Source organism: Stieleria sedimenti (assembly GCF_025060895.1).
Classification (GTDB): Bacteria; Planctomycetota; Planctomycetia; order Pirellulales; family Pirellulaceae; genus Stieleria; species Stieleria sedimenti.
This window is the reverse complement of sequence record NZ_JANZKV010000250.1, coordinates 17,755-37,615: the sequence shown is the minus strand read 5'-3', so window position 1 is coordinate 37,615 and position 19,861 is coordinate 17,755. Positions and strand designations below refer to the sequence as shown.

The 19,861-nt window shown below is 58.6% G+C and carries 10 protein-coding genes; 6 read left to right on the top strand and 4 right to left on the bottom strand.

The features are described from left to right. The first annotated feature begins 8 nt into the window (after positions 1 to 8). The gene (locus NZK35_RS28055; protein ID WP_259635841.1) at positions 9 to 1,703 is read left to right on the top strand and encodes an FHA domain-containing protein; all 1,695 of its coding nucleotides are present in this window, start codon (positions 9 to 11) and stop codon (positions 1,701 to 1,703) included. A gap of 72 nt (positions 1,704 to 1,775) precedes the next feature. Then, positions 1,776 to 2,936, top strand: coding sequence for a hypothetical protein (locus NZK35_RS28050; RefSeq protein WP_259635840.1), 1,161 nt, complete (start codon positions 1,776 to 1,778; stop codon positions 2,934 to 2,936). Between the two features lie 50 nt (positions 2,937 to 2,986). Here NZK35_RS28050 and NZK35_RS28045 read toward each other — a convergent pair whose 3' ends face one another. After that, complete coding sequence (locus NZK35_RS28045) at positions 2,987 to 5,839, bottom strand: mechanosensitive ion channel domain-containing protein (RefSeq protein ID WP_259635839.1); 2,853 nt, start codon at positions 5,837 to 5,839, stop codon at positions 2,987 to 2,989. Between the two features lie 82 nt (positions 5,840 to 5,921). After that, entirely contained in the window at positions 5,922 to 6,647 is a 726-nt protein-coding gene (locus tag NZK35_RS28040) for a LamG domain-containing protein (RefSeq protein ID WP_259635838.1), read from the bottom strand. 448 nt (positions 6,648 to 7,095) lie between these two features. On the opposite strand from NZK35_RS28040, the gene NZK35_RS28035 reads away from it, so the two are divergent. The 4 genes from NZK35_RS28035 (at position 7,096) to NZK35_RS28020 (ending at position 14,762) form a co-directional block, all read left to right on the top strand. After that, positions 7,096 to 8,046 carry a DUF4886 domain-containing protein gene (locus NZK35_RS28035; RefSeq protein WP_259635837.1) on the top strand — a complete coding sequence of 317 codons (951 nt, stop codon included), beginning with the start codon at positions 7,096 to 7,098 and terminating at the stop codon, positions 8,044 to 8,046. Between the two features lie 265 nt (positions 8,047 to 8,311). Next, the gene (locus tag NZK35_RS28030; RefSeq protein ID WP_259635836.1) at positions 8,312 to 10,723 is read left to right on the top strand and encodes an SUMF1/EgtB/PvdO family nonheme iron enzyme; all 2,412 of its coding nucleotides are present in this window, start codon (positions 8,312 to 8,314) and stop codon (positions 10,721 to 10,723) included. A gap of 105 nt (positions 10,724 to 10,828) precedes the next feature. Further along, positions 10,829 to 13,408, top strand: coding sequence for a DUF1592 domain-containing protein (locus NZK35_RS28025; protein ID WP_259635835.1), 2,580 nt, complete (start codon positions 10,829 to 10,831; stop codon positions 13,406 to 13,408). 4 nt (positions 13,409 to 13,412) lie between these two features. Then, complete coding sequence (locus tag NZK35_RS28020; RefSeq protein WP_259635834.1) at positions 13,413 to 14,762, top strand: DUF1552 domain-containing protein; 1,350 nt, start codon at positions 13,413 to 13,415, stop codon at positions 14,760 to 14,762. Between the two features lie 477 nt (positions 14,763 to 15,239). Here the strand turns inward: NZK35_RS28020 and NZK35_RS28015 are convergent, their stop codons facing one another. Both NZK35_RS28015 and NZK35_RS28010 read right to left on the bottom strand, forming a co-directional pair. Then, entirely contained in the window at positions 15,240 to 15,944 is a 705-nt protein-coding gene (locus NZK35_RS28015) for a hypothetical protein (RefSeq protein WP_259635833.1), read from the bottom strand. Between the two features lie 903 nt (positions 15,945 to 16,847). Continuing rightward, positions 16,848 to 19,775, bottom strand: a complete 2,928-nt coding sequence (locus NZK35_RS28010; protein WP_259635832.1) for a PVC-type heme-binding CxxCH protein — start codon at positions 19,773 to 19,775, stop codon at positions 16,848 to 16,850. Between the last annotated feature and the right edge of the window lie 86 nt (positions 19,776 to 19,861).

Sequence of the window (19,861 nt, the reverse complement as noted above, 5' to 3'; positions counted from 1 at the left end):
CAAAAACCATGACGCAAAAAACTTGGACCATCGGGTCGGCCCCGTCCTGCGACATCGTCGTGGCAAGCCCGATCGTGTCGGCTCGACATTGCCGCCTGACCGCCGCCGGAGGAAAACTCACACTGACGGACCTCGGCTCGACCAACGGGACGATGGTCAACGGGCGACCACTCTCCGGCAGCATCGATGTTTCACTATCGGACCGCGTGACGCTGGGCCAGACCGAAGCACTACCTTGGCCTGAATCGTTGTGTGGTGCGAAAATAGCTGAATTGCCGCATCACTCCGATTCGGTTCAGCGCGGGGACGGCAACGACTCGCGCCCGCGACGGATTACGATCGGGCGCGTCGCGGATAACACGGTCGTGCTGAATCATTCCAACATTTCAAGTCATCACGCACGACTGATCATCAACGGGGATCACATCGTCCTCGAGGACTTGGGGTCCACCAATGGGACGTCGGTTGGAACCGTCGAGAATAAGATCAGTCGCACCCAAGTTGTGACGACCGACACAGTCTTTTTCGGTTCGACGTCGCACCAAGTCGATCAATTGATCGATCTGGCAAACCAGCCAGATTCGGTGTCGTCGTTACCCGAACCGACAACGACGCCGGCATCGTCGGTTATCCCAAGGAGGGAGAAGTTCAACGTTCAGTGGCAAGTGTTTGCCGCGATCTCGGTGGCCCTGCTGTTTTGCACGGTCATGACCAGCGTGGCGTGGTGGATGACGATCGATGACGGAAATCAAATTGCCGATGGAGTCGCGACTGATCGCGCGGGTGATGCACCGATGGAGATTCAACGGGATGGGAATCAAACGGACCACGCACCAGAAGTGACGGTCCCGACAACCGAGGATCTCGCGATCGTCGAGAGTCGTGTCGATACTGCTCCGCCTGCCGATTCGATCGCGGGATCGCTGTTCGTCATCGTCTGCTCGGATCTGGAAGGCAAGACGCCGTTTCGGGTCGGGACGGGATTTGCGATCGGCCCCAATCGCATCGTCACCAGCGCGTCGGTCATCGATGCGATGAAGGAGTTGAACGCCAACGGATTCCCAAAATCGTTCTTGTATTCCCCGCTGACGGATCAATGGAGGTCGGTCCAGTCCACGAAGACGCATCCGCAGTACGCGCGATGGAATGAAACGGCGCGAGCGGCCCGACAATCCCACGACGAACTATTCGATCAACTTGAATCGACACGTCCGAAACCGGAAGCGTTTGAAACCGTCAAAACACGCCTGATCGACGCCCGCATGAAAGCGATCAACGCAATGGATCGAAAGACATCTTACGACGTAGGTTTGCTCTCGATTGATCGGCCGACCGATCGATGGCTTTCGCTCGCAACTTCGTCGACATCGTTGCGGCCCAATCAAAAACTCACGGTCGCCGGATACGCCTTTGATCTCCAGGACCCGTTCTTTGACCCCGAATTCCCCTTCGAAGTGTCAAACATGCAATGCAGGGTGGGACGCCGACTGTCGGATCCCGAAGGATCCGCAGACCGACTGTTGGTCAACGCAACGGTCGAGCAAACGGACGACATTTTTTTGGGGAGTCCGGCCGTGAACGCTAAGGGGGAAGTGGTCGCGGTCTATTCCCGGCCCGCCCCGCCCGCTGATGTAGGCTCCGAATCGGGACCGCCGATGTTTGACGCTGCTCTGTTTCAACGCATCAATGAGTGCGAGCTTTGAATGCATTCCTTGAATCCCCCACGAATCACGATGAACCACTTTTTCTACCCGTGTCCGACGTCGAATCGATCCATGCCACGCCTGCTCCTTGCGATCTGGTTCTACGCTGTCAGTGCGAGCATTCTGCATTCAAACGTGATCGCACAAGAGGTCCTTGTCGGTTCCGGGGTTCCCTACCGATACCCGCACCGACTCCTCTGGGCATCCTACGATCCGTACTTCGCGGTGACGTCTCACGTCTATGCGCAGGCGGAGCTGATTCGAGCCCAAGGTGACGCTGCGGTCAGCTTCGCCTATGCACGCAACTTGAACGCCGATGCCTACAGCAAGGAACTCGACAACTGGATCAAAGAGTTGCGGGTGTATTGGGATCGAAAGACTTTGGCCGAACAGAAGAAGCTGGAACTGGGCCAAGTGCGTCAAATCAAGCGGATGAGGTACTTGAACGACCAGAAATGGCAGAACAGCAGGTTTTGGGATCGATTGAAAAACCATCCCGAATTGAGCACCAGTCGAATCAAGAACGGCTCGGCATTAAACTTCATGCTGGCGAGACTCTCCGCAACGTCACTCCCCTACCGTTTCGACTCGTCCAACAGTCGATTCTCCGACGACGCGCTCGATCAGTTGAGTCTTGATAAGAGCCTGCTCGCGAACGTCACGCTGAAACAGGGGCCGTTCAAATTCTCTGCCGATCACGACGTTGACGAAACCATCCACCTGTGGCCGTATATCTTGCGGTGGGACGAATTCAACGATGCCCGGCAAACGTTCGAGCGGATGCGCGGGCGTGTCGTCAATGAGTCGACCGAGCTGGGGCAAGCGTCCGTCGCGAGTATCCAAGGGTTGCACCAGAGTCTTGTCGCGTTGACCAACGTCTTCCACCGTTCCAAAAGCGTTACCGGCTGGGTCAAACAGCACCGCCGATACACCCAATTTCACTCGGCCGACCGGTTCCTTCAGGAGCTGGATCGCGAAATCGTTCAGCTCGAAAAGTCGGGCGACATTCGACCGCTCCACGGACAAAGCGGGTATTCACCGGAAAGTGACGGCGGTAACCTCGTCAGCCTGTTGTGTTTCATGAATCGCAACGGAGTCGAGTTCGCGCCGGCCAGCCCGGGCGGTGAGTTCGCGTACCACAACCTGTTCGTCTTGATGAGGGGATTATATTTGACGGTAGCCGAAGAAGACGAGTCGCTTCGTCCGGCGAACCTGGGTGAGCTGGCGAAGTAGTGGTGTCAAAGTAGAGAGCATTCGCAAAGACTGTACGTTGTCCGTGAGCTTCAGGCCGAACGTCGTTTGGGACGTGGGGTGTCGCCCAATGAGTCCGGATCGGCGTGGCGGATCGCGGGCTGGGTCGGCTGGGTCTTGGCCAGCAGGTTGCGCTCGCGCAGGTTGCTGCGGACCGTTTCCAGCAATGCCCGTTGCACCTGCTTGGCGTCGTGTTGGCCTTCGGTCCAAACGTGCAACTCATAACGTTGCGTTTTCTTGGCGATGCAGACCAGCGTGACTTGTGGACCAGGAGACTGCAATACATTTCGTTCCGCCGATGCCCATTCACCGATCATACGTCCGATGTCGATCGGCCTTTCTTCGCGTCGAACGTTGACTTCGACTGCGACCGTGGTCAGTTTTCCGGCACCACGCCAGTTGGTGACTTCGTCGCTGAGGAATTTTCGGTTGGGGATCTGCAGCTCGCGGCCTTCATCGTCGGCAAGGATGGTGGTTCGCAGGGTTTGACTGGCGATCCGTCCGGTCAGTCGTCCGACCGTGACGCGATCACCGACGTTAACCGGTCGCGCGAACAGAACGACCAATCCGCCCAAGACATTTCGCACCATATCTTGCAGCCCAAAGCCGATGCCGATCGTGATCCCGACCATCAACCATTGGATCGTCACCCAGCGGACGCCGATCAATCGACAGGCGACGAAGCAACCGATCGCGAACAGGACGCAGCGGCCCAACACCAAAATCAGATGCTCCATGCCTTCGTCATAGTCAACGCGTTGCAGTACCAACGCGTCGAACAGATTCGGCAGCAATCGCGAAACATGAATTGCAACAAACAAGATTGCGGCGGCCCATAGTACGTTCAATAGCGTGACCGGAGTGGCTTGCAACACCGAGGTTGCGACCGTTTGTCCTTGGCCGTCATCGGCGTAGTTGGTCACGGCATCTTGGACCGTCCACAAAACGGGATTCGCCAGACTCATGTTCGGAATCACGTCCACCCATAATGCGACGAAGCACGAGGTCAAGGCAACGCCCGCAATGCATTGTCCGAGAAAACCGATTTGATGCTTCAGCACCACGTGTGTCTCATTGATCTCCTCATCGACCTCGGGCTCTTCGATCAATCCGTACTCGTCGTACCTGGGTTCGACTTTGGGCCCGGTCAGGTTGCGCCAAATCTGTTGGAACCCGAGTTGACCGATCTTCCAGACCACGCCCGCTGTCATCACCAAGATCGCCGACCACGTCGCACGCTTGATCAATTCGCTGGCGGTGTAGCCGTAGCCGAGCGAGGAGAGGATTCCCATCACGATCGGGAACCCCAAGGCGATCGCGTACCAAAGGTGTCCGAAACCGGTCGCCAATCGGCCTCCGAACGCTTCGATCGCCGGACAGAGAAACCCTTTGCCGGGACGCAATGCGAAGTGCGCCAGACCGGCCACGACCAGCATCATGGTCAGAAAGCCGAATCGCCCCAGTGAATCGCGCCAGATGCCGTGGTCGATTTGTCCCAGCATCGTGATCGCAAAGGTACCGGGGACCAACATCAACCCCGCGATCGACCAATCCTTGAAGGCTTCGGCGCGGGTGGAAAACGTTTTCGACAGGTGTTTGTCGACCAGTCCGAACGGACGTAGCAACTGACGCGGCAATTCGACCAACAACCCGATCAGGCTGGCGGCGAATAATCCGCTGGCGACCTGGATGATCAATTCAGAAACGATGCCCTGGTTCAGCCACCAGGCGGTCGCGTAACCTTGCAGCGGTACCACCACGGCGACGCCGAGCGTCAATGCGCCGGCAGCGACCACACGGGTCTTTCCGGCCGTTCGCAGTTTGGATTTCAGACCGATCGCCACCAACCAGCTTTTCAGCCGCCACCGCAGGGCAAACATCAGCCCGATAAACGCCAATAACAGGATGCCCGAAATCTGGTCGTCGGAAAGTTTGCGTTTGAGGTCGCGTCCCAGTTGTCGGGTATGGCGAAATTCGAGCAACGCGGCGATCCCGGCCTTGGCGTCGGCGAAGTCTTGAATCCCGATCGGATCGCCGCTACGAATCCATGTCGCGTGGCGATTGATCAGCTTGCGAAACTCTGCGGTCGTGGTACTGGTGGCCGACGCCGTCGAATCGAGCCGGTCCAGGTCGCGATGGTACGTGCGATAGGATTGCTTCAGTTGGGCAACCAATTGAGATCGATGGGTCAGCAAGTCGAGCACTTGCTGCCGCAACAGCGGCGTCGGTGGTTGGCCGCTCGCATCGCCGGTTTCGGCCAGCATCTGATCGGCTTGCTGCTGCAGTTGTCCTTCGCCGCCCTGGATCAACTCCAACTCCAAGGCTTGCTGCTGAGTCCGCTGCAGTTCCGCCCGCGCGAAATGGTTTTCGTTGTCTTGCGTCTGCCAGGAATCCAATTGCTCCTTGCGGTGTCGCAACAGCAACCCGATGGTGGGCGTCAATCCATACTCGGCCAATTTGCCGCTGACGGATTGATAGTCGGATTGGATGTCGTCGAGTTTTTGTTCGGCCGTGCCGAGCCGCTGCTGAAGATTGCGGACCAACAATCCGAGCTGTGAAAGCTGCTCGGCGAGGTCGGCATTTTGGCTGGCAATCTCGGCGAGGACCGGTGTGGAACGTTCGGCCAGGTCACGATTCCACTGTGCAATTTGCGAGGCGACTTCGGGCGAAAACCCTTCACCTTGGCGATCTTCCGCGGAACTTTGCTCGATCGCAATGCTGCCCGAACTCGTTTTGCCAGCATTGACCGGGACCTGCAGCAGTGGCCGGGGTGACGGCGGCCACCGGGCATGGTTTTGGGCCGCTGCGCACGTCGCCCAGATTGTCAACGCGACCAGGCACGTGGAGCAGGAAAGCGGACGGTGGGGGAGACACAGACGGGACATTGTGAATCCAAGGGGATTGCGAAGTTTGCCAAGTCTGTAGATACGGGCCGAGCCGATCGCAAGTCAAGATTCATGTTTCACGTCAATCCCGCGCATAAATCTTCAGCTCGTCCACGACCACGTTTCGGTGAACGGCCAGCCGCAGCAATCGCTTGGTGGGGTGGGCGATGCCTGGCGAGGAGAACGAGCCGACTTGCTTGCCATCGATCGACACGCTCAAGGTGTCGCCGTTGACGGTCGCGACGGCGGTGTACCAGGTCCCGGTTTCAAGCGGGTGGACGAACTTTTTCGATTTCGTCTTCAGCTCAGCTTTCTGGGCAGGGGTGAGCGTGTCGGCTTGGCGGGCCTGGCGTGTTTTCAGGTCCATGACACCGGTCTTCAAATCGGCCAACTCGGTTTGCTTGATGCCGATGACCACTTTGAACAAATGCCCCGCCCAGACCTCCTTGCACTGCAGGTCGGCAAAGTTCAGCCCGAGAGTGTCTTTTTCGTGCTCCAACATGAACTTCACTTCGACCGAACCGTTGCGGAATTCGGCCGGATGGGTGACGGAGACGCCGTGATCGGCATCCTTGTGCAAGTAGATGTACATCGCGCCGTCTCGGAGATCGACTTGCTTGTTTCCGCCGGCGCGTCGCTCGCTGTTGGTCCCCCAGCCGTTGCCGACTTCGTCTTTCAATTCTTGGGACTCGTTGCGTTGAAAGTCGTCCGCAAAGATCAACGTGCCCCGATCGTCGGCGAGCAGATTCGGTCCGGCCAAGCAAGCTGACAGAAGGAGCGTGCAGGCGGCGATCGATGGTGTCTTCATTGCGGAGTCCCTGTTGTTTTTACGTCGAGTGGTTGGTCAAAGCGTCCGCCATGGTAAGCCGAACGCGTCGTCCGTCCTAGTCTGACAAGCCGACAGCTCTTTGTGGGGGGAATTTGGCGGAACGCGCTCGGCACGGTATGATGGTCGCCCCTCGCCGAGACCCCGCGTTTCGTTTGCCGCGGCAATCGCTCCCAACTCCAAACCTTCGCCCACCTTGAACCGCATCGGGTAACGCTATGAAGTGTTCTTTTTCTGTGTTCTTGAGGTTTTAGCGGCAGGGCGCAAGCCCTCCGGTTCTTCCTCTTTATCAACATACCGGAGGGCTCGCGCCCTACCGCTAACAAAAACATCCCGCTCGGGATCAAAGTCAGTGGCATTGGGCTCGCGCCCTGCCGCTAAAAATGAGCGTCGAGAAATTTCAATTTATAGTCGGAGTCTGGAACGGATGGTGAAACATCAAAAAATGTGTTGGGGCGTTGTCTGCTGCCTCGCGGTAGGTGTGTTCGGTGTTGCCGCCCGCGCCGGCGCACAGGATGCGGACGTCCGGACCGTCCGTGTGCTGACGATCGGGAACAGTTTTGCTCAGAACGCTTGTCGGTATCTCGAAGAGATTGCCGCAGCGGACGGCACGTGCCGCATCGTGATCGGAACCGCAAACATCGGCGGCTGCACCTTGCAGAAGCATGCGGATCTGGCCGCCAAATCGGCAACGGATCCGGGCGAGAAGCCTTACAGTGGCGGAGACGAAAAACGGTACAGCCTGCAAGAGTACCTGGCAGCGGACCGGTGGGATTTCGTGACGCTGCAGCAGATGAGCGCGGTGAGCTACAAACCCGAGACGTACCATCCCTACATCGAACAATTGGTGGCTGTCGTCAAGGAGCACGCACCCGAGGCAGAGATCTTGATCCACCAGACCTGGGCGTATCGTCCCGATTCGCCGTTGCTGAAATCCGACGGATTGACTCAGCAGCAAATGTACGAACATTTGGCGTCGGCCTATGACGAGGTCGCCAATCAATTCGACAGCCGAATCCTTCCCGTCGGTGCCGCGTTCCAATTGGCGCGAAACACTGCGGGACGCGAAGTCTTGGTGCGCGATCCTGATTACAATTATGATCATCCGGTGTATCCGAAGTTGCCGAAGCAGACGAATTCCCTGGTCACCGGTTGGCATTGGCGGACCAACGGCGACAAGCAGGAACTTCGACTGGATTTCAAGCACGGCAACACCAAGGGGTGTTTTTTGGCCGGTTTGGTTTGGTACGAGGTGCTGACCGGAAACGACGCGACCGAAACGTCCTATCGGCCCAAGGGTGTGACGGAACAGGATGCCGATTTCCTGCGCCGTGTGGCTCACCAAGCGGTCGTCGATCGCACTGTAGAGAAGGTGCGATGACGTCATCCCTCGCTGTCAGATAATGCTTTGAAGCAGTTGTTAGCGGTAGGGCGCGAGCCCTCCGGTCTTTCACGGTGTTTTTGAAACGCAACCGGACGGCTCGCGCCGTTCCGCTAACACCTTGAGAGCTAAAGTAGATGGCATTGGGCTTGCGCCCTGCCGGTAACGCCTCGCAAAACGCAGGAAATAGATGTTTCACCGCGTAGCCTGCCAGGCAGGGTGACTTAAGATGTTTTGATCCATGTTCCCAGTTTGAGTTTGATCCATGCGGGTCTTGCCGATTCTCGTTTGTTGCGGTTGGTTTGTGTCGCCGTTGGTTGTCGGCCAGGAACCTGCCGCCGCGGACGGCATGACGTTTCGCTTCATCGAGGGAGGGCGTTTCGTTCAAGGCATGGACGGCGGCGAACGCACGTTGCAGCAGGCGTTCCCGCTGTCGACGACTGGGCAGGGCTACGGCAACGCCGAAGGCCCGGCGCACGTGACGTGGGTGACCAAGCCCTACCAGATCGCCGAGACGGAAGTCACGGTCGGGCAATTCCGACAATTCGTCGAGGCCACCGGCTATCAAACCACGGCCCAACGCGGTCTGGCCGAAATGGTCGGATGGCAACCGACGCCGGAGGACAAGCCGCTGTATCAGTCCCAGGATTTCGCGAGAGACGAGAAGTTCAGCTGGCAAAATCCTGGTTTTGAACAGACCGATGGGCATCCGGTCGTCGGGGTCAGTCTGACCGACGCCAAGGCGTATTGTCAGTGGCTCAGTCAGCGTGACGGCGTCCGCTATCGATTGCCGACCGAAGCGGAATGGGAATTCGCCTGCCGCGCCGGCACGTCGACTTGGTTCTCGTTCGGGGATTCCGCCCAAGGGATCTCGCACCGGCACGCCAATCTCGGTCACGTCGAACTGGAACAACATCGCACGCACGCCGCAGAGCGACAATGGTTGCTCGACTGGGACCATGACCCGTCGGACGGCTATGTCTTTACGGCGCCGGTGGGCAGCTACGCTCGCAATCCCTGGGGCATTGCGGACATGCACGGCAACGTCTGGGAGTGGTGTGAAGACCTTTGGCTTGACACGATTTACAAAGACTACGATCGGCCGAGATTCGATCAGCCCAATGGCGTTGCGGTGGACCCCGTCAATCAAGATCGACCGCAGACGACCACGAATGATTTCCACGTGCTTCGCGGGGGCTGCTGGTACAACGGTGATCTGTCGTGTCGATCCTCCGCACGAATTCCTTGGGATGCCGACGACGCGGCTTGTTACGTGGGATTCCGCATCGTCCGTGATGCCAGCCCGGAGCAGTCGACGGCGGCCCGGGAAGCATACGAGGCGGAACAGGCGGCGATCGCTGCGATCGAAGCGGCCGGCGGAAAACGTTTTGCGTCACGCGGTCTGGATATCGAAGTTCGGCTTGAAGGAGCTAACGTTGACGAATCCGTGTTTCAAAGCCTGGCGAAGCTGCCTGATCTGCAGCGGCTTCGTATCGGATGGCGGGACCGCGACGCCAACCTCTCTCAGGATGGACTCGATGCGATTGCGAATTTAAAACAGTTGCAGGTTCTGGAGTTCAAAAGCGGGTTGGGGATCGAGACACTTGATCTGTCCGTGTTGACGCGGATCAGCGCGTTGCAGGTGCTGCGTTTTCCCCGCGACGCGTCGTTGAACGATCGGCATTTGGAGGCGATTGCCGGGTTCACATCGCTGCGGGAATTTCAATGCTTCGGCACCGCCGGTGGGTTGACCGACCTGGGGCTCAGCCGGTTGGGCCGGAACCGCAATCTAGAAACCTTGCAGGCCTGGGAGAACGAAGCGACCGGGGCGTACTTGAAGCATTTCCAGAGCTCTCTGAGCACGCTGTCCAGTACGGCACCGTTTGGCAGTGCCGGCGCGATGACGGATGCGGACACCGCCAACCTGAAAGGGTTTCCACACCTTCGCTCGCTCACGCTCGATGGCCAGTCACAGCTCAGCGGAGCCTCGATCGAGCGGATCGCGGCGCTGGACGAGCTGCGGCAGTTGAGCCTGCAACGTTGCCGCGGCATCGCCGACGCCGAAATGTTTCCGCTGGCGAAACTGCAGCAGCTGCGTGACGTCAACTTGACGGGCAGCCCGGCCGGTGATGTCGCCGCCAAAGCTCTGGGGATGATTCCGCGTCTGGAAGCTGTGCGTCTGGGCAACGAGGGTTCTGACGGGCGCAGTGGGTTGACCGACACCGGAGCCGCCGAGTTGTCCAAAGCGTTTTCGATCCGAGAATTGGATCTGACGTCAAACGCGTTGACCGATCAAGGGCTCAAGTCACTCGGACGCATCAATCGATTGACACGATTGACGATCACGTCGGATCAAGTCAACGGATCGGGCTTGGGACCGTTGACCCAGTTGCCAGACTTGCGAGACCTTTCGCTTCGGACACCGGGGCTGGAGGACGTGGCGTTTGAGTACTTGGCGATGGCGAAAAGCGTTGAAAAGTTACGGCTTGCCCACCGTGGTATTCGGCCTCCGTCGGCATTGACCAACGACGGCATGATGAAGATGCAGACCGCCACATGGCTGAACGAACTGTGGTTGCCCCGCAACGACACCGGACTCACGGAAGCCAAGATCAACGAACTCAACGAGCTGATGCCCAAGACCAACGTCATCCCCTACACCGTCTCACTGGACTAAAGTGGCGTAAGCTTCCAGCTTGCGATCCGTGGCGTAAGCTTCCAGCTTGCGTTTCCAGCACGACAGGCTTGAAGCCTCTCCCACGACCCTCAACCGCACCGCTCCATGCACCAGCTTCCGCCCCACCGATTAGCGACCCTGCTCTGCAGCCTTGTCCTGCTCGCTTGCGGCATCGCGCATGCGGCCGAACCGCACGACGCGGCGATGTACGACGTTGCCGTGACGAATTTGGTGCAGTCTTTCTGTGTGGATTGTCACGGCCCAGACACCCAGGAGGGCGAGTTGCGTCTGGACACGCTGACGCCGAACTTCACCGATTCGCAGAGTGCGGCGAAATGGATCGAGGTGATGGACAACCTGAACCTGGGAGAAATGCCTCCGCAGGACGAACGCCAACCGCCCGACGCGTTGGTTGCACAAGTCGTCGACTGGATCGGAAACGAATTGAAACACGCGGCGACGCTTTCAAAAAGCACCGGAGGCCGTGAGTTGATGCGACGACTCAATCGCAGGGAGTACGCCAATATCGTCGGCGACTTGCTGGCGGTCGAATTCTTACCCGGCGAAGGGCCGCAAGACTTGTTGCCGCCCGACGGAACGATGAACGGGTTTGACACGGTCAGCAAGGCGTTGTTGTTGGACCCGTCTTTGATGGAAAAGTATTTTGACGTCGCCGCCATGGTCGCAACCAAAGCGGTGGTCACCGGGCCGCCGCCGGTTCCGACACGTCGCAATCGGATGCAATACGAGGACAGTACCGGCGGCATCGAGTACATCAAACATTCACGCGAGACGATTCTGACCGAAGATGGCATCATTACGATGAATCAGGGGATGCGCAGCGACGAAGCCTTGCGGCATCCCTGGAATGATCAATTGATTCCGATCCGCGGCAGATACCGCTTGCGGGTCCGTTTGGGCGCCCACCCGCGCGATCGCGAGGCACTTTACATTCGGATCAAACGCAGTGGCGATGGTGATTTGTATTTCGGCAAGGTGCCCGGAACGCTGGACCGTCCCGAAGTGATCGAAATCGAACGCGCCTTCGACGTCCCCGGTGGAAATGAGATCGGCATCGAGTTTGTCGACGCGCCGAGTTTTGGACGGGTCAATTATCACTTCTCGGACCTACGGCGATCAGCGGAAGAAGCGACCAAGAATGGAAACGCGCCCCTGGCGGGGCGGTTGCAGGCACAGTTGGGCGCGCAGGGTTTCCCCAATCAGGGCCGGATCGAGCCGGACACCCGCACGACGGACCATTTACCCCGGATCCTGTTTGACTGGATCGAGCTTGAAGGGCCGCTGTATGAACAGTGGCCACCGAAGAGCACGGAGCTGATCTTTCATCGCGGTTTGGGCGCATCGGAGTTCGGCGAGTCCTACGCCCGCGAGATCTTTGCCCGACTGCTGCCACGGGCGTTTCGGCGCAGTGTCAGCGCGGCGGAAATCAATCGAATCGTTGGCGTGGTCCGCAGCGAATTGGAGTACGGGGAATCATTCCCCGATGCGATTGAATCCGGGATCGTCGCGATGCTGTGTAGTCCTTCGTTTCTATTGATCCGCGAAGCGGAGGGGCCGACCGCGGACGTCGCGGTGGGCAACAGTGGTCTTGCGAGTAACAATGGAACTGCGAGTGGCGACGAACTCAACGACGAGGAGCTCGCGTTTCGATTGAGCCGGTTTTTGTGGAGCACGATTCCCGACGACGCGCTCCGTCAGGACGCGGCGTCGCAGCGTTTGACCGACACGGACGTGCTGGTACGACAGGTGCGCCGAATGTTGGCACACGAAAAATCAAATGCTTTGGTCGAGGGGTTTGCGCGGCAATGGTTGAAGGCGGATGAGTTTGACCGTTTCGCGATCGATCAAAACCTTTACCGTGACTTCTATCGCGCCGAGAACGCCGGTTTGAACGAAGCGATCAACGCGGAACCGATCGAGTTCTTTCGCGAAGTCATGCGCAGCGGCGGCAGTTTGCTGGATTTTCTGGACAGCGATTGGACCATGGCCAACGAGACGCTCGCCCGTTACTACGGGATTCCCGGTGTGACGGGCAACGCCATGGTTCGCGTCGCGTTCCCGCAGCCGTCGGTGCGCGGCGGGCTTTCCACCATGGCCGCGCTGCACAAATGGGGCAGCGATGGCAATCGGACGAAACCCGTCGAGCGCGGCAAGTACATTTTGGATGTTTTGTTCAACGATCCGCCCAAGCCGCCGCCGCCGAACGTCGGAGAAGTCGAGCCGAACGTCAGTGGTGAACTGCTGACGGTCCGGCAGCGTCTGGATCAGCATCGCACCATCGCCGCGTGTGCCCATTGCCATCGCACGATCGATCCCTACGGCTTGGGACTCGAAAACTTCAGTGTCACCGGCACGTGGCGGACCAAGCAGGATGGTGAACGTCCCTGGTGGCCTGACCACGCGGTGATCGATGCCAGCGGTACCTTACCCGATGGAACTCGGTTTACGACGATCAATGAGTACCGGACGGCGCTACGTCGCCAAAGCGATCGGTTTTTGCGTGGGTTTGCCGAGAAGATGTTGACCTATGCACTCGGCCGCATCATCGAACCGAGCGATCACGTTACAATCGATGGCTTGGTCGATCGCATGAAATCCAACGGACACAGTTTGCAGAGTCTGGTCGAAGGAATCGTCCTTTCGGATGCCTTTTTAAGAAAATAGAACCATGAGCAAAATCCACGCACCCCAACTCGGTCGACGCACATTACTGCGGGGCACCGGCGGCGCGATGGCGTTGCCGCTGTTGGAAGCGATGTTGCCGAAACGGGCGACCGCCGGCGGCGAACGCGTCGAATCGGCCTCGCCCAAACGGATCGGGATTTTCTACTTCGGCACGGGCATGAACATGCGCCAGTTGGAGCCGGTGGATGAAGGACGCGACTACACGTTATCGCCGACGCTGAAGGTGCTGGCCGCACACAAAGATGACTTCACGGTCCTCTCGGGAACCTATTTGGAACACGGCGGCGGTCACCAAGGTGATTACACGTTTTCGACCGGCGTGAAAGCCAAAGACGGAAGCTCGATCAACAATTCCGTCTCGATGGATCAAATCGCGGCGGAGCAACTCGGACGCCAGACCCGGTTCCCCTCGCTGCAGCTCTGTGTCCAACGCGGCACCGGATTCGGCGGCAACCTGCGCACTCTTTCCTGGAACCGTGACGGCGTCCCACTGGCGTCGGAAAATGACCCCCACGTCTTGTTCAACCGATTGTTCAAAGTTGATGGACCTGAGGAAACCGAGCTGCGGAAAAAGGGATTCCGTCAACGACGTAGCATTCTGGACCTGGTCATGGAAGATGCGAAACAGATGGAACGCACCGTCGGCAATCGTGATCGCGTCAAGCTAGATGAATACTTCAGCAGCGTCCGCGAAGTGGAAAAACAACTGGAACGTGACATCGATTGGAACGTGAAACCCAAACCGAACGTTGACACCAGCGGTCTGAGTGATTTTTCGGAAAGCTTTACCGTCAACATGCCCGCCGGGCAGTTTGTGTACGAGAAGTACGCGCGGATGATGTACGACTTGATCGCGCTGGCCTACGAGACCGATTCTTCGCGCGTGATCAGCTACGTGGTTCGTCAAGAAAGTTCAGGCGGGACGTTTCCCGAATTCGGCGTGTCGAAAGGGTTCCACGAATTGACGCACCATGGCAACGATCCCAAAAACCTGGCCGAGTTGGCAAAGGTGGATCGGATCTATCTTGCCCACTGGAATTACTTCATCAATCGGTTGAAGTCGTTCAGGCAACCCGACGGTTCGAGTTTGTTGGATCACACACTGTTGGGATTTTCGAGCGGGATGGGGATCGGACATTCGAAAGACCGCTTGCCGACCTGCCTGTTCGGCGGCAAGGCCGCCGGCGTTGCACACCAAGGCCACCTTCGGCTCCCCGAACAGACTCCGCTGTCACGTGTTTGGCATACCATGCTGGACCGGGCCGGCGTCGACCCCGGCGAGCCCTTCCAGGACTCCACCGGAGTGATCGATCAATTGATCAACGTGGGGTAAGCATCTTGCTTGCCGCCCCCGCAAGCTTTAGCTTGCGGCCTGCAGCGGGGGAAAGCTGAAAGCTTTCCGGAACGCAAGCTAGAAGCTTACGCCACTTTGCAAGCTTTAGCTTGTCGTGTGCCGTGGGGTAAGCATCTTGCTTGCCGCCCCCGCAAGCTTTAGCTTGCGGACTGCAGCGGGGGAAAGCTGAAAGCTTTCCGGAACGCAAGCTAGAAGCTTACGCCACTTTGCAAGCTTTAGCTTGTCGTGTGCCGTGGGGTAAGCATCTTGCTTGCCGCCCCCGCAAGCTTTAGCTTGCGGCCTGTAGCGGGGAAAGCTGAAAGCTTTCCGGAACGCAAGCTAGAAGCTTACGCCACTTTGCAAGCTTTAGCTTGTCGTGTGCCGTGGGGTAAGCATCTTGCTTGCCACCCCCGCAAGCTTTAGCTTGCGGCCTGTAGCGGGGAAAGCTGAAAGCTTTCCGGAACGCAAGCTAGAAGCTTACGCCACTTTGGGGATGGCTTGTCCGGGTTGCAGGCGAAGTTGGGCTCGGATGCTCGCTGACGACCAAGCGTACGATTCGGGGGATCGGGCTAAGCCGGCTTTGACCGGATTCCTTTCGATGTAACGGATGATGCGCAACGTTTCTGATTCATCACGTGCCCAATGATCGAATGTTTCATGCTGCCAATACACGCCTGTCGATCCCCGTGCGCGGTTGCACATCGTCGCCGTGTAACTTTGAATGCTGTGGGAGATGATTTCGCGTGGCGTTCGGCGTCTGCCTGAACGCCCCGTTTCGCGTTTCACCGCCAATGCCGACCATGTCTCGTTGGGTAGGAACAGCCAGTGATGGTGACTGGGCATCACCACGAACGCAAGCAACGTGTACCGCTCGTCTGCAAAATTCAAGAACGCGTCGCGGACGATCTTTGCCTGGGCATCGTCTTGGAGAGACTCGACGGGAGAGCGCCCGTCGAGCACGTTGTCGACAAAACCGAAGAGCAGACGCTGCTTCAGATGTTCCCAATCTGCAAGACTCATCGCGTGAGGTTTGCGGCGATGGTCAAGTTCACGCCGATACGCGTCAATTTGCGAAAGGCCGCTGGCAGAGAGACTGCCTTCGAGACATGCCGTGATGAATACCGGATGCCCTTCGACGTCTTGATGTGGTAGACGACGCCGACGAAAAACCATCTCCGGCATGCTGAACCCTCCAAATGGAATCTGTTCAGCGTCCGATACTGAAACGTGGCGGGAAGCCTCTTGCTTGCCGTTGTTTTGAGGCAAATAGTTTGGGTCACTTGCCTGTTCTTGCAAGCTGAGATTTTGTTCAGGGATCGCGCTTTCAGTGTCGCAGTGGGGCACGCTTCCAGCTTGCCGCTTCGCAAGCGTCAGCTTCGCGTGTCGCAGCGGTAGGGGGAAAGCTTTCAGCTTTCTGGGACGCAAGCTGGAAGCTTACGCCACTTTCGCAAACTTGGGGTGGGGCACGCTTCCAGCTTGCCGCTTCGCAAGCTTCAGCTTGGCGTGTCGTAGCGGTAGGGGGAAAGCTTTCGCTTTCCGGGACGCAAGCTGGAAGCTTACGCCACTTTCGCAAACTTGGGGTGGGGCACGCTTCCAGCTTGCCGCTTCGCAAGCGTCAGCTTGGCGTGTCGTAGCGGTAGGGGGGGAAGCTTTCAGCTTTCCGGGACGCAAGCTGGAAGCTTACGCCACTTTCGCAAACTTGGGGTGGGGCACGCTTCCAGCTTGCCGCTTCGCAAGCTTTAGCTTGGCGTAACGCAGCGGTAGGGGGAAAGCTTTCAGCTTTCTGGGACGCAAGCTGGAAGCTTACGCCACTTTCGCAAACTTGGGGTGGGGCACGCTTCCAGCTTGCCGCTTCGCAAGCTTTAGCTTGGCGTGTCGCAGCGGTAGGGGGAAAGCTTTCGCTTTCCGGGACGCAAGCTGGAAGCTTACGCCACTTTCGCAAACTTGGGGTGGGGCACGCTTCCAGCTTGCCGCTTCGCAAGCTTCAGCTTGGCGTGTCGCAGCGGTAGGGGGAAAGCTTTCAGCTTTCTGGGACGCAAGCTGGAAGCTTACGCCACTTTCGCAAGCTGGACGGAGAGGCCATGGTTAGGGTCCGTCGCTCATCAGCCAGGCGAATAGGTCTTGGACTTGCTGTTGGCTGAGGTTTTCCAGCAGGCCGTCGGGCATGAGGGAGTTGGTGGTTAACTTGATGGTCTCGATGTCGTCCGCGAGGACTTCGACCGTCTCGGTCGCGGTTTGGATCGTGACGGATGATTCGGTTTGACGCGTGACGGTTCCACTGATCACGCGTCCGTCGGTGGTCAACAGGTTGGACAACCGGAAATCGGCCGGGACGGCGGCGCTGGGGTCGATGATGTTGGAAACCAGATAGTGCAGGTCGCGTCGGTTCGAACCGGTCAATTCGGGGCCGACCGATTTGCCTTCGCCGAACAGCTTGTGGCACGACGCACAGGTCTTTTGAAAAAGCTCGCGGCCGCGGGATCGATCGGCTGTCGCGATGCGCGACGGATCCAGACGCTTTTCCAGGTCTTTGATTTGCCGCACGCGTTCGGCCGGCGAACGTCGCAGCGTTCCCCAGACTCGATGAAGTCGCACTCGCAAAGCCTGGTCACCCAACGCATCGATTTGCCGGGATTGGCCGGCTGTTAGTTCGCCCGCTGTGATGGTGTTGTTTTCGATCGCGCTGAGTAGCAGCGCCGCACTCCGGCGGCGCGCGACGAGATAATCCATCGCGGCAACCCGTTCATCCGGATTGAGTTCGCCGTAGCGGCTGAGAACGGTCTCGGTCAGTTTCCGGTCATCGGTCTTGGTCGCGGCACGGAGTGCCTCGGTGATCAACCGCGAGGACCGAATCAATCGTTCCAGGTCACGGGCAAACCCGGCTGGATTGCGTTGGGCCAGCCCGTCGAGGGCGGCTCGGCGGGTCGCGGGATCGGTTTCGGTGGCATGCAGTCGTTGCCGAACGCGTTGCAAACCCGAATCGTCTGACGTGACCGCCGCCGCACGCACCGCCGCGACACGCACCCGCTGATCGCGGTGTTCGATCAAGGTTTCCATCACGCCCGCAACGCTGCCAGGGAACTCAGTGCGTGTATGCAGCGAGACACTGTCGTTGAATCCCTCGAGCAGATCGGCGATGACGTCCGCTTGTGTGGTTTGCTTCAGATGATTGAAAAGCAGGGTGGCTGATGAAGTCGAATCGCTGCAAATTCGCCGCGCCGTCCAGCGACGGAGCTTGGGCGACAACGCATCGACGGCCCGGAGGGCGCGACCGGGGTTCGCAGCGACTTCGGGTTCGATCGCGTACCAAACCATGCGTTCTAAGTTCGAATCCGGTGTGCTGTCATTCTTGATCGCCAAAGCAACCGCGGCCGTCCAGCGTTGCCCCACATCGATCCGCTGCAGCGCCGATGCCAACGCCATGCGGACGATCCACGACGTTTCGGTTTCCGCCATCTCCGCAAAATGTGGTAAGCATGTTGCACGTGATGACGTCGCGTCGTCGACCAGCAACCACACCGCCCAGCCACGCACATGCTCATTTTCGTGCGTGAGCAGCTCCGTCAACCAGTGATCGTTGACCCCGCCGCTGCAGTGCAACGCCCAGAGGGCGCGGAGCTTGCGAGTGATGTCGGGGTGAGTGTTGAAAATGTTTCGCAGCGCGTCGTGTGCTTCGGACAAGTCGTCTCCGTCGGCGGCGCGCTCTTGCAGGATCCGACGTGCGTGTCGGACGAACCAATCGTTGGCATGCAATTGTAAATCGACGAGCTGCTTGTCGGTGGCCTGACTCAAGTCGACGTCGACGCGACGGGGATTTCCCCAAGTGATCTTGTAGATCCGTCCGCTGGTTCGGTGCACGCCGTCGCGATCATGGCATTCGCCGTTGTCCGACCAATCGGTCACGTAAACGTCTCCGTCGGGGCCATACTCCATCGACACGGCTCGAAACCACGGATCCTCCGCGACCAGGAAATCATCCGCGTGCACTCCATGAAACGGACCGTCGTGCCGAACAAGCCGGTCGCGATTGATTCGTCTGCCGTGAATGTTGCTGGTCAATAATGATCCGCGGTACGCTTGCGGCCAACGGTCGCCCAGGTAGATCATCGCGTCACAGTGTGAGTGCCCGCCGCCAAAATCCAATGTCGGGGATGCCGTGTGATCTGCGGTTTTCCCGGATGACCAATGAAGATGATCACTCGTTGCCGACATCGGCTGATAAACGTGGGGATTGGGATGCACGCCGCGATCTTTCCACCGCTGATAGTGGGCTCCCGGGACAAGGTGCCAAAGGTGTTCCACGACACTCGTCGTCAAAAAACCTTGACCATGGTCGTCAAAATCCAGCCCCCACGGATTGATCGTCCCGTCGGCCACGAGTTCGAACTGGTGACCGGTAGGGTGATAACGCCAGATCGAACAACTCAATTCGACGCGATCCGCCGGCGTCTGACCGGGGCGACCGACGTGTGACGGTTGCTTGATCCCATGGCGGCCGTACAGCCAGCCATCCGGCCCCCACGTCAGCCCGTTGACGCTGTTGTGTTCCGCTTTCAGTGACCAGCCGTCGAGGTGCACGACCGCTTCACCATCGGGAACGTCGTCGTGGTTCGCATCGGGCAGGAATGCCAAGTTCGGCGGCGCAGTGATCCAAACGCCACCGAACCCGAGTTCCAGTCCCGTCAAATGGGTCAGCCCCTCGCAAAACACTTTGCGACGGTCCAGCACGCCGTCGCCGTTGGTGTCTTCGAAGATCAAAATCCGGTCGTGGGGCTGGTCGGTGAAGGTGCTGCCGTCATAGGAATAACTTTCGGCGACCCAGAGTCGCCCGCGATCATCAAAGGTGATCGCGATGGGTTGACGGACCTCGGGTTCGGCCGCCGCCAAAGTAATCTGAAAGCCAGCCGGCACATGCAACCGCGCAATCGCTTCGGCGGCAGGAAGCGGATGCTGGCCGACCGCTTGCGTATTGCGAGGCGTGAATTCCTGAGCCCTGGCCGGGACGCAGGCCAAGAGCAGGAGTAACCAAGTGGCGTGAGCTTCTCGCTTGCGAATCCGGTGAGTGAGTCCAGGAGCAAACGCAAGCTGGAAGCTTACGC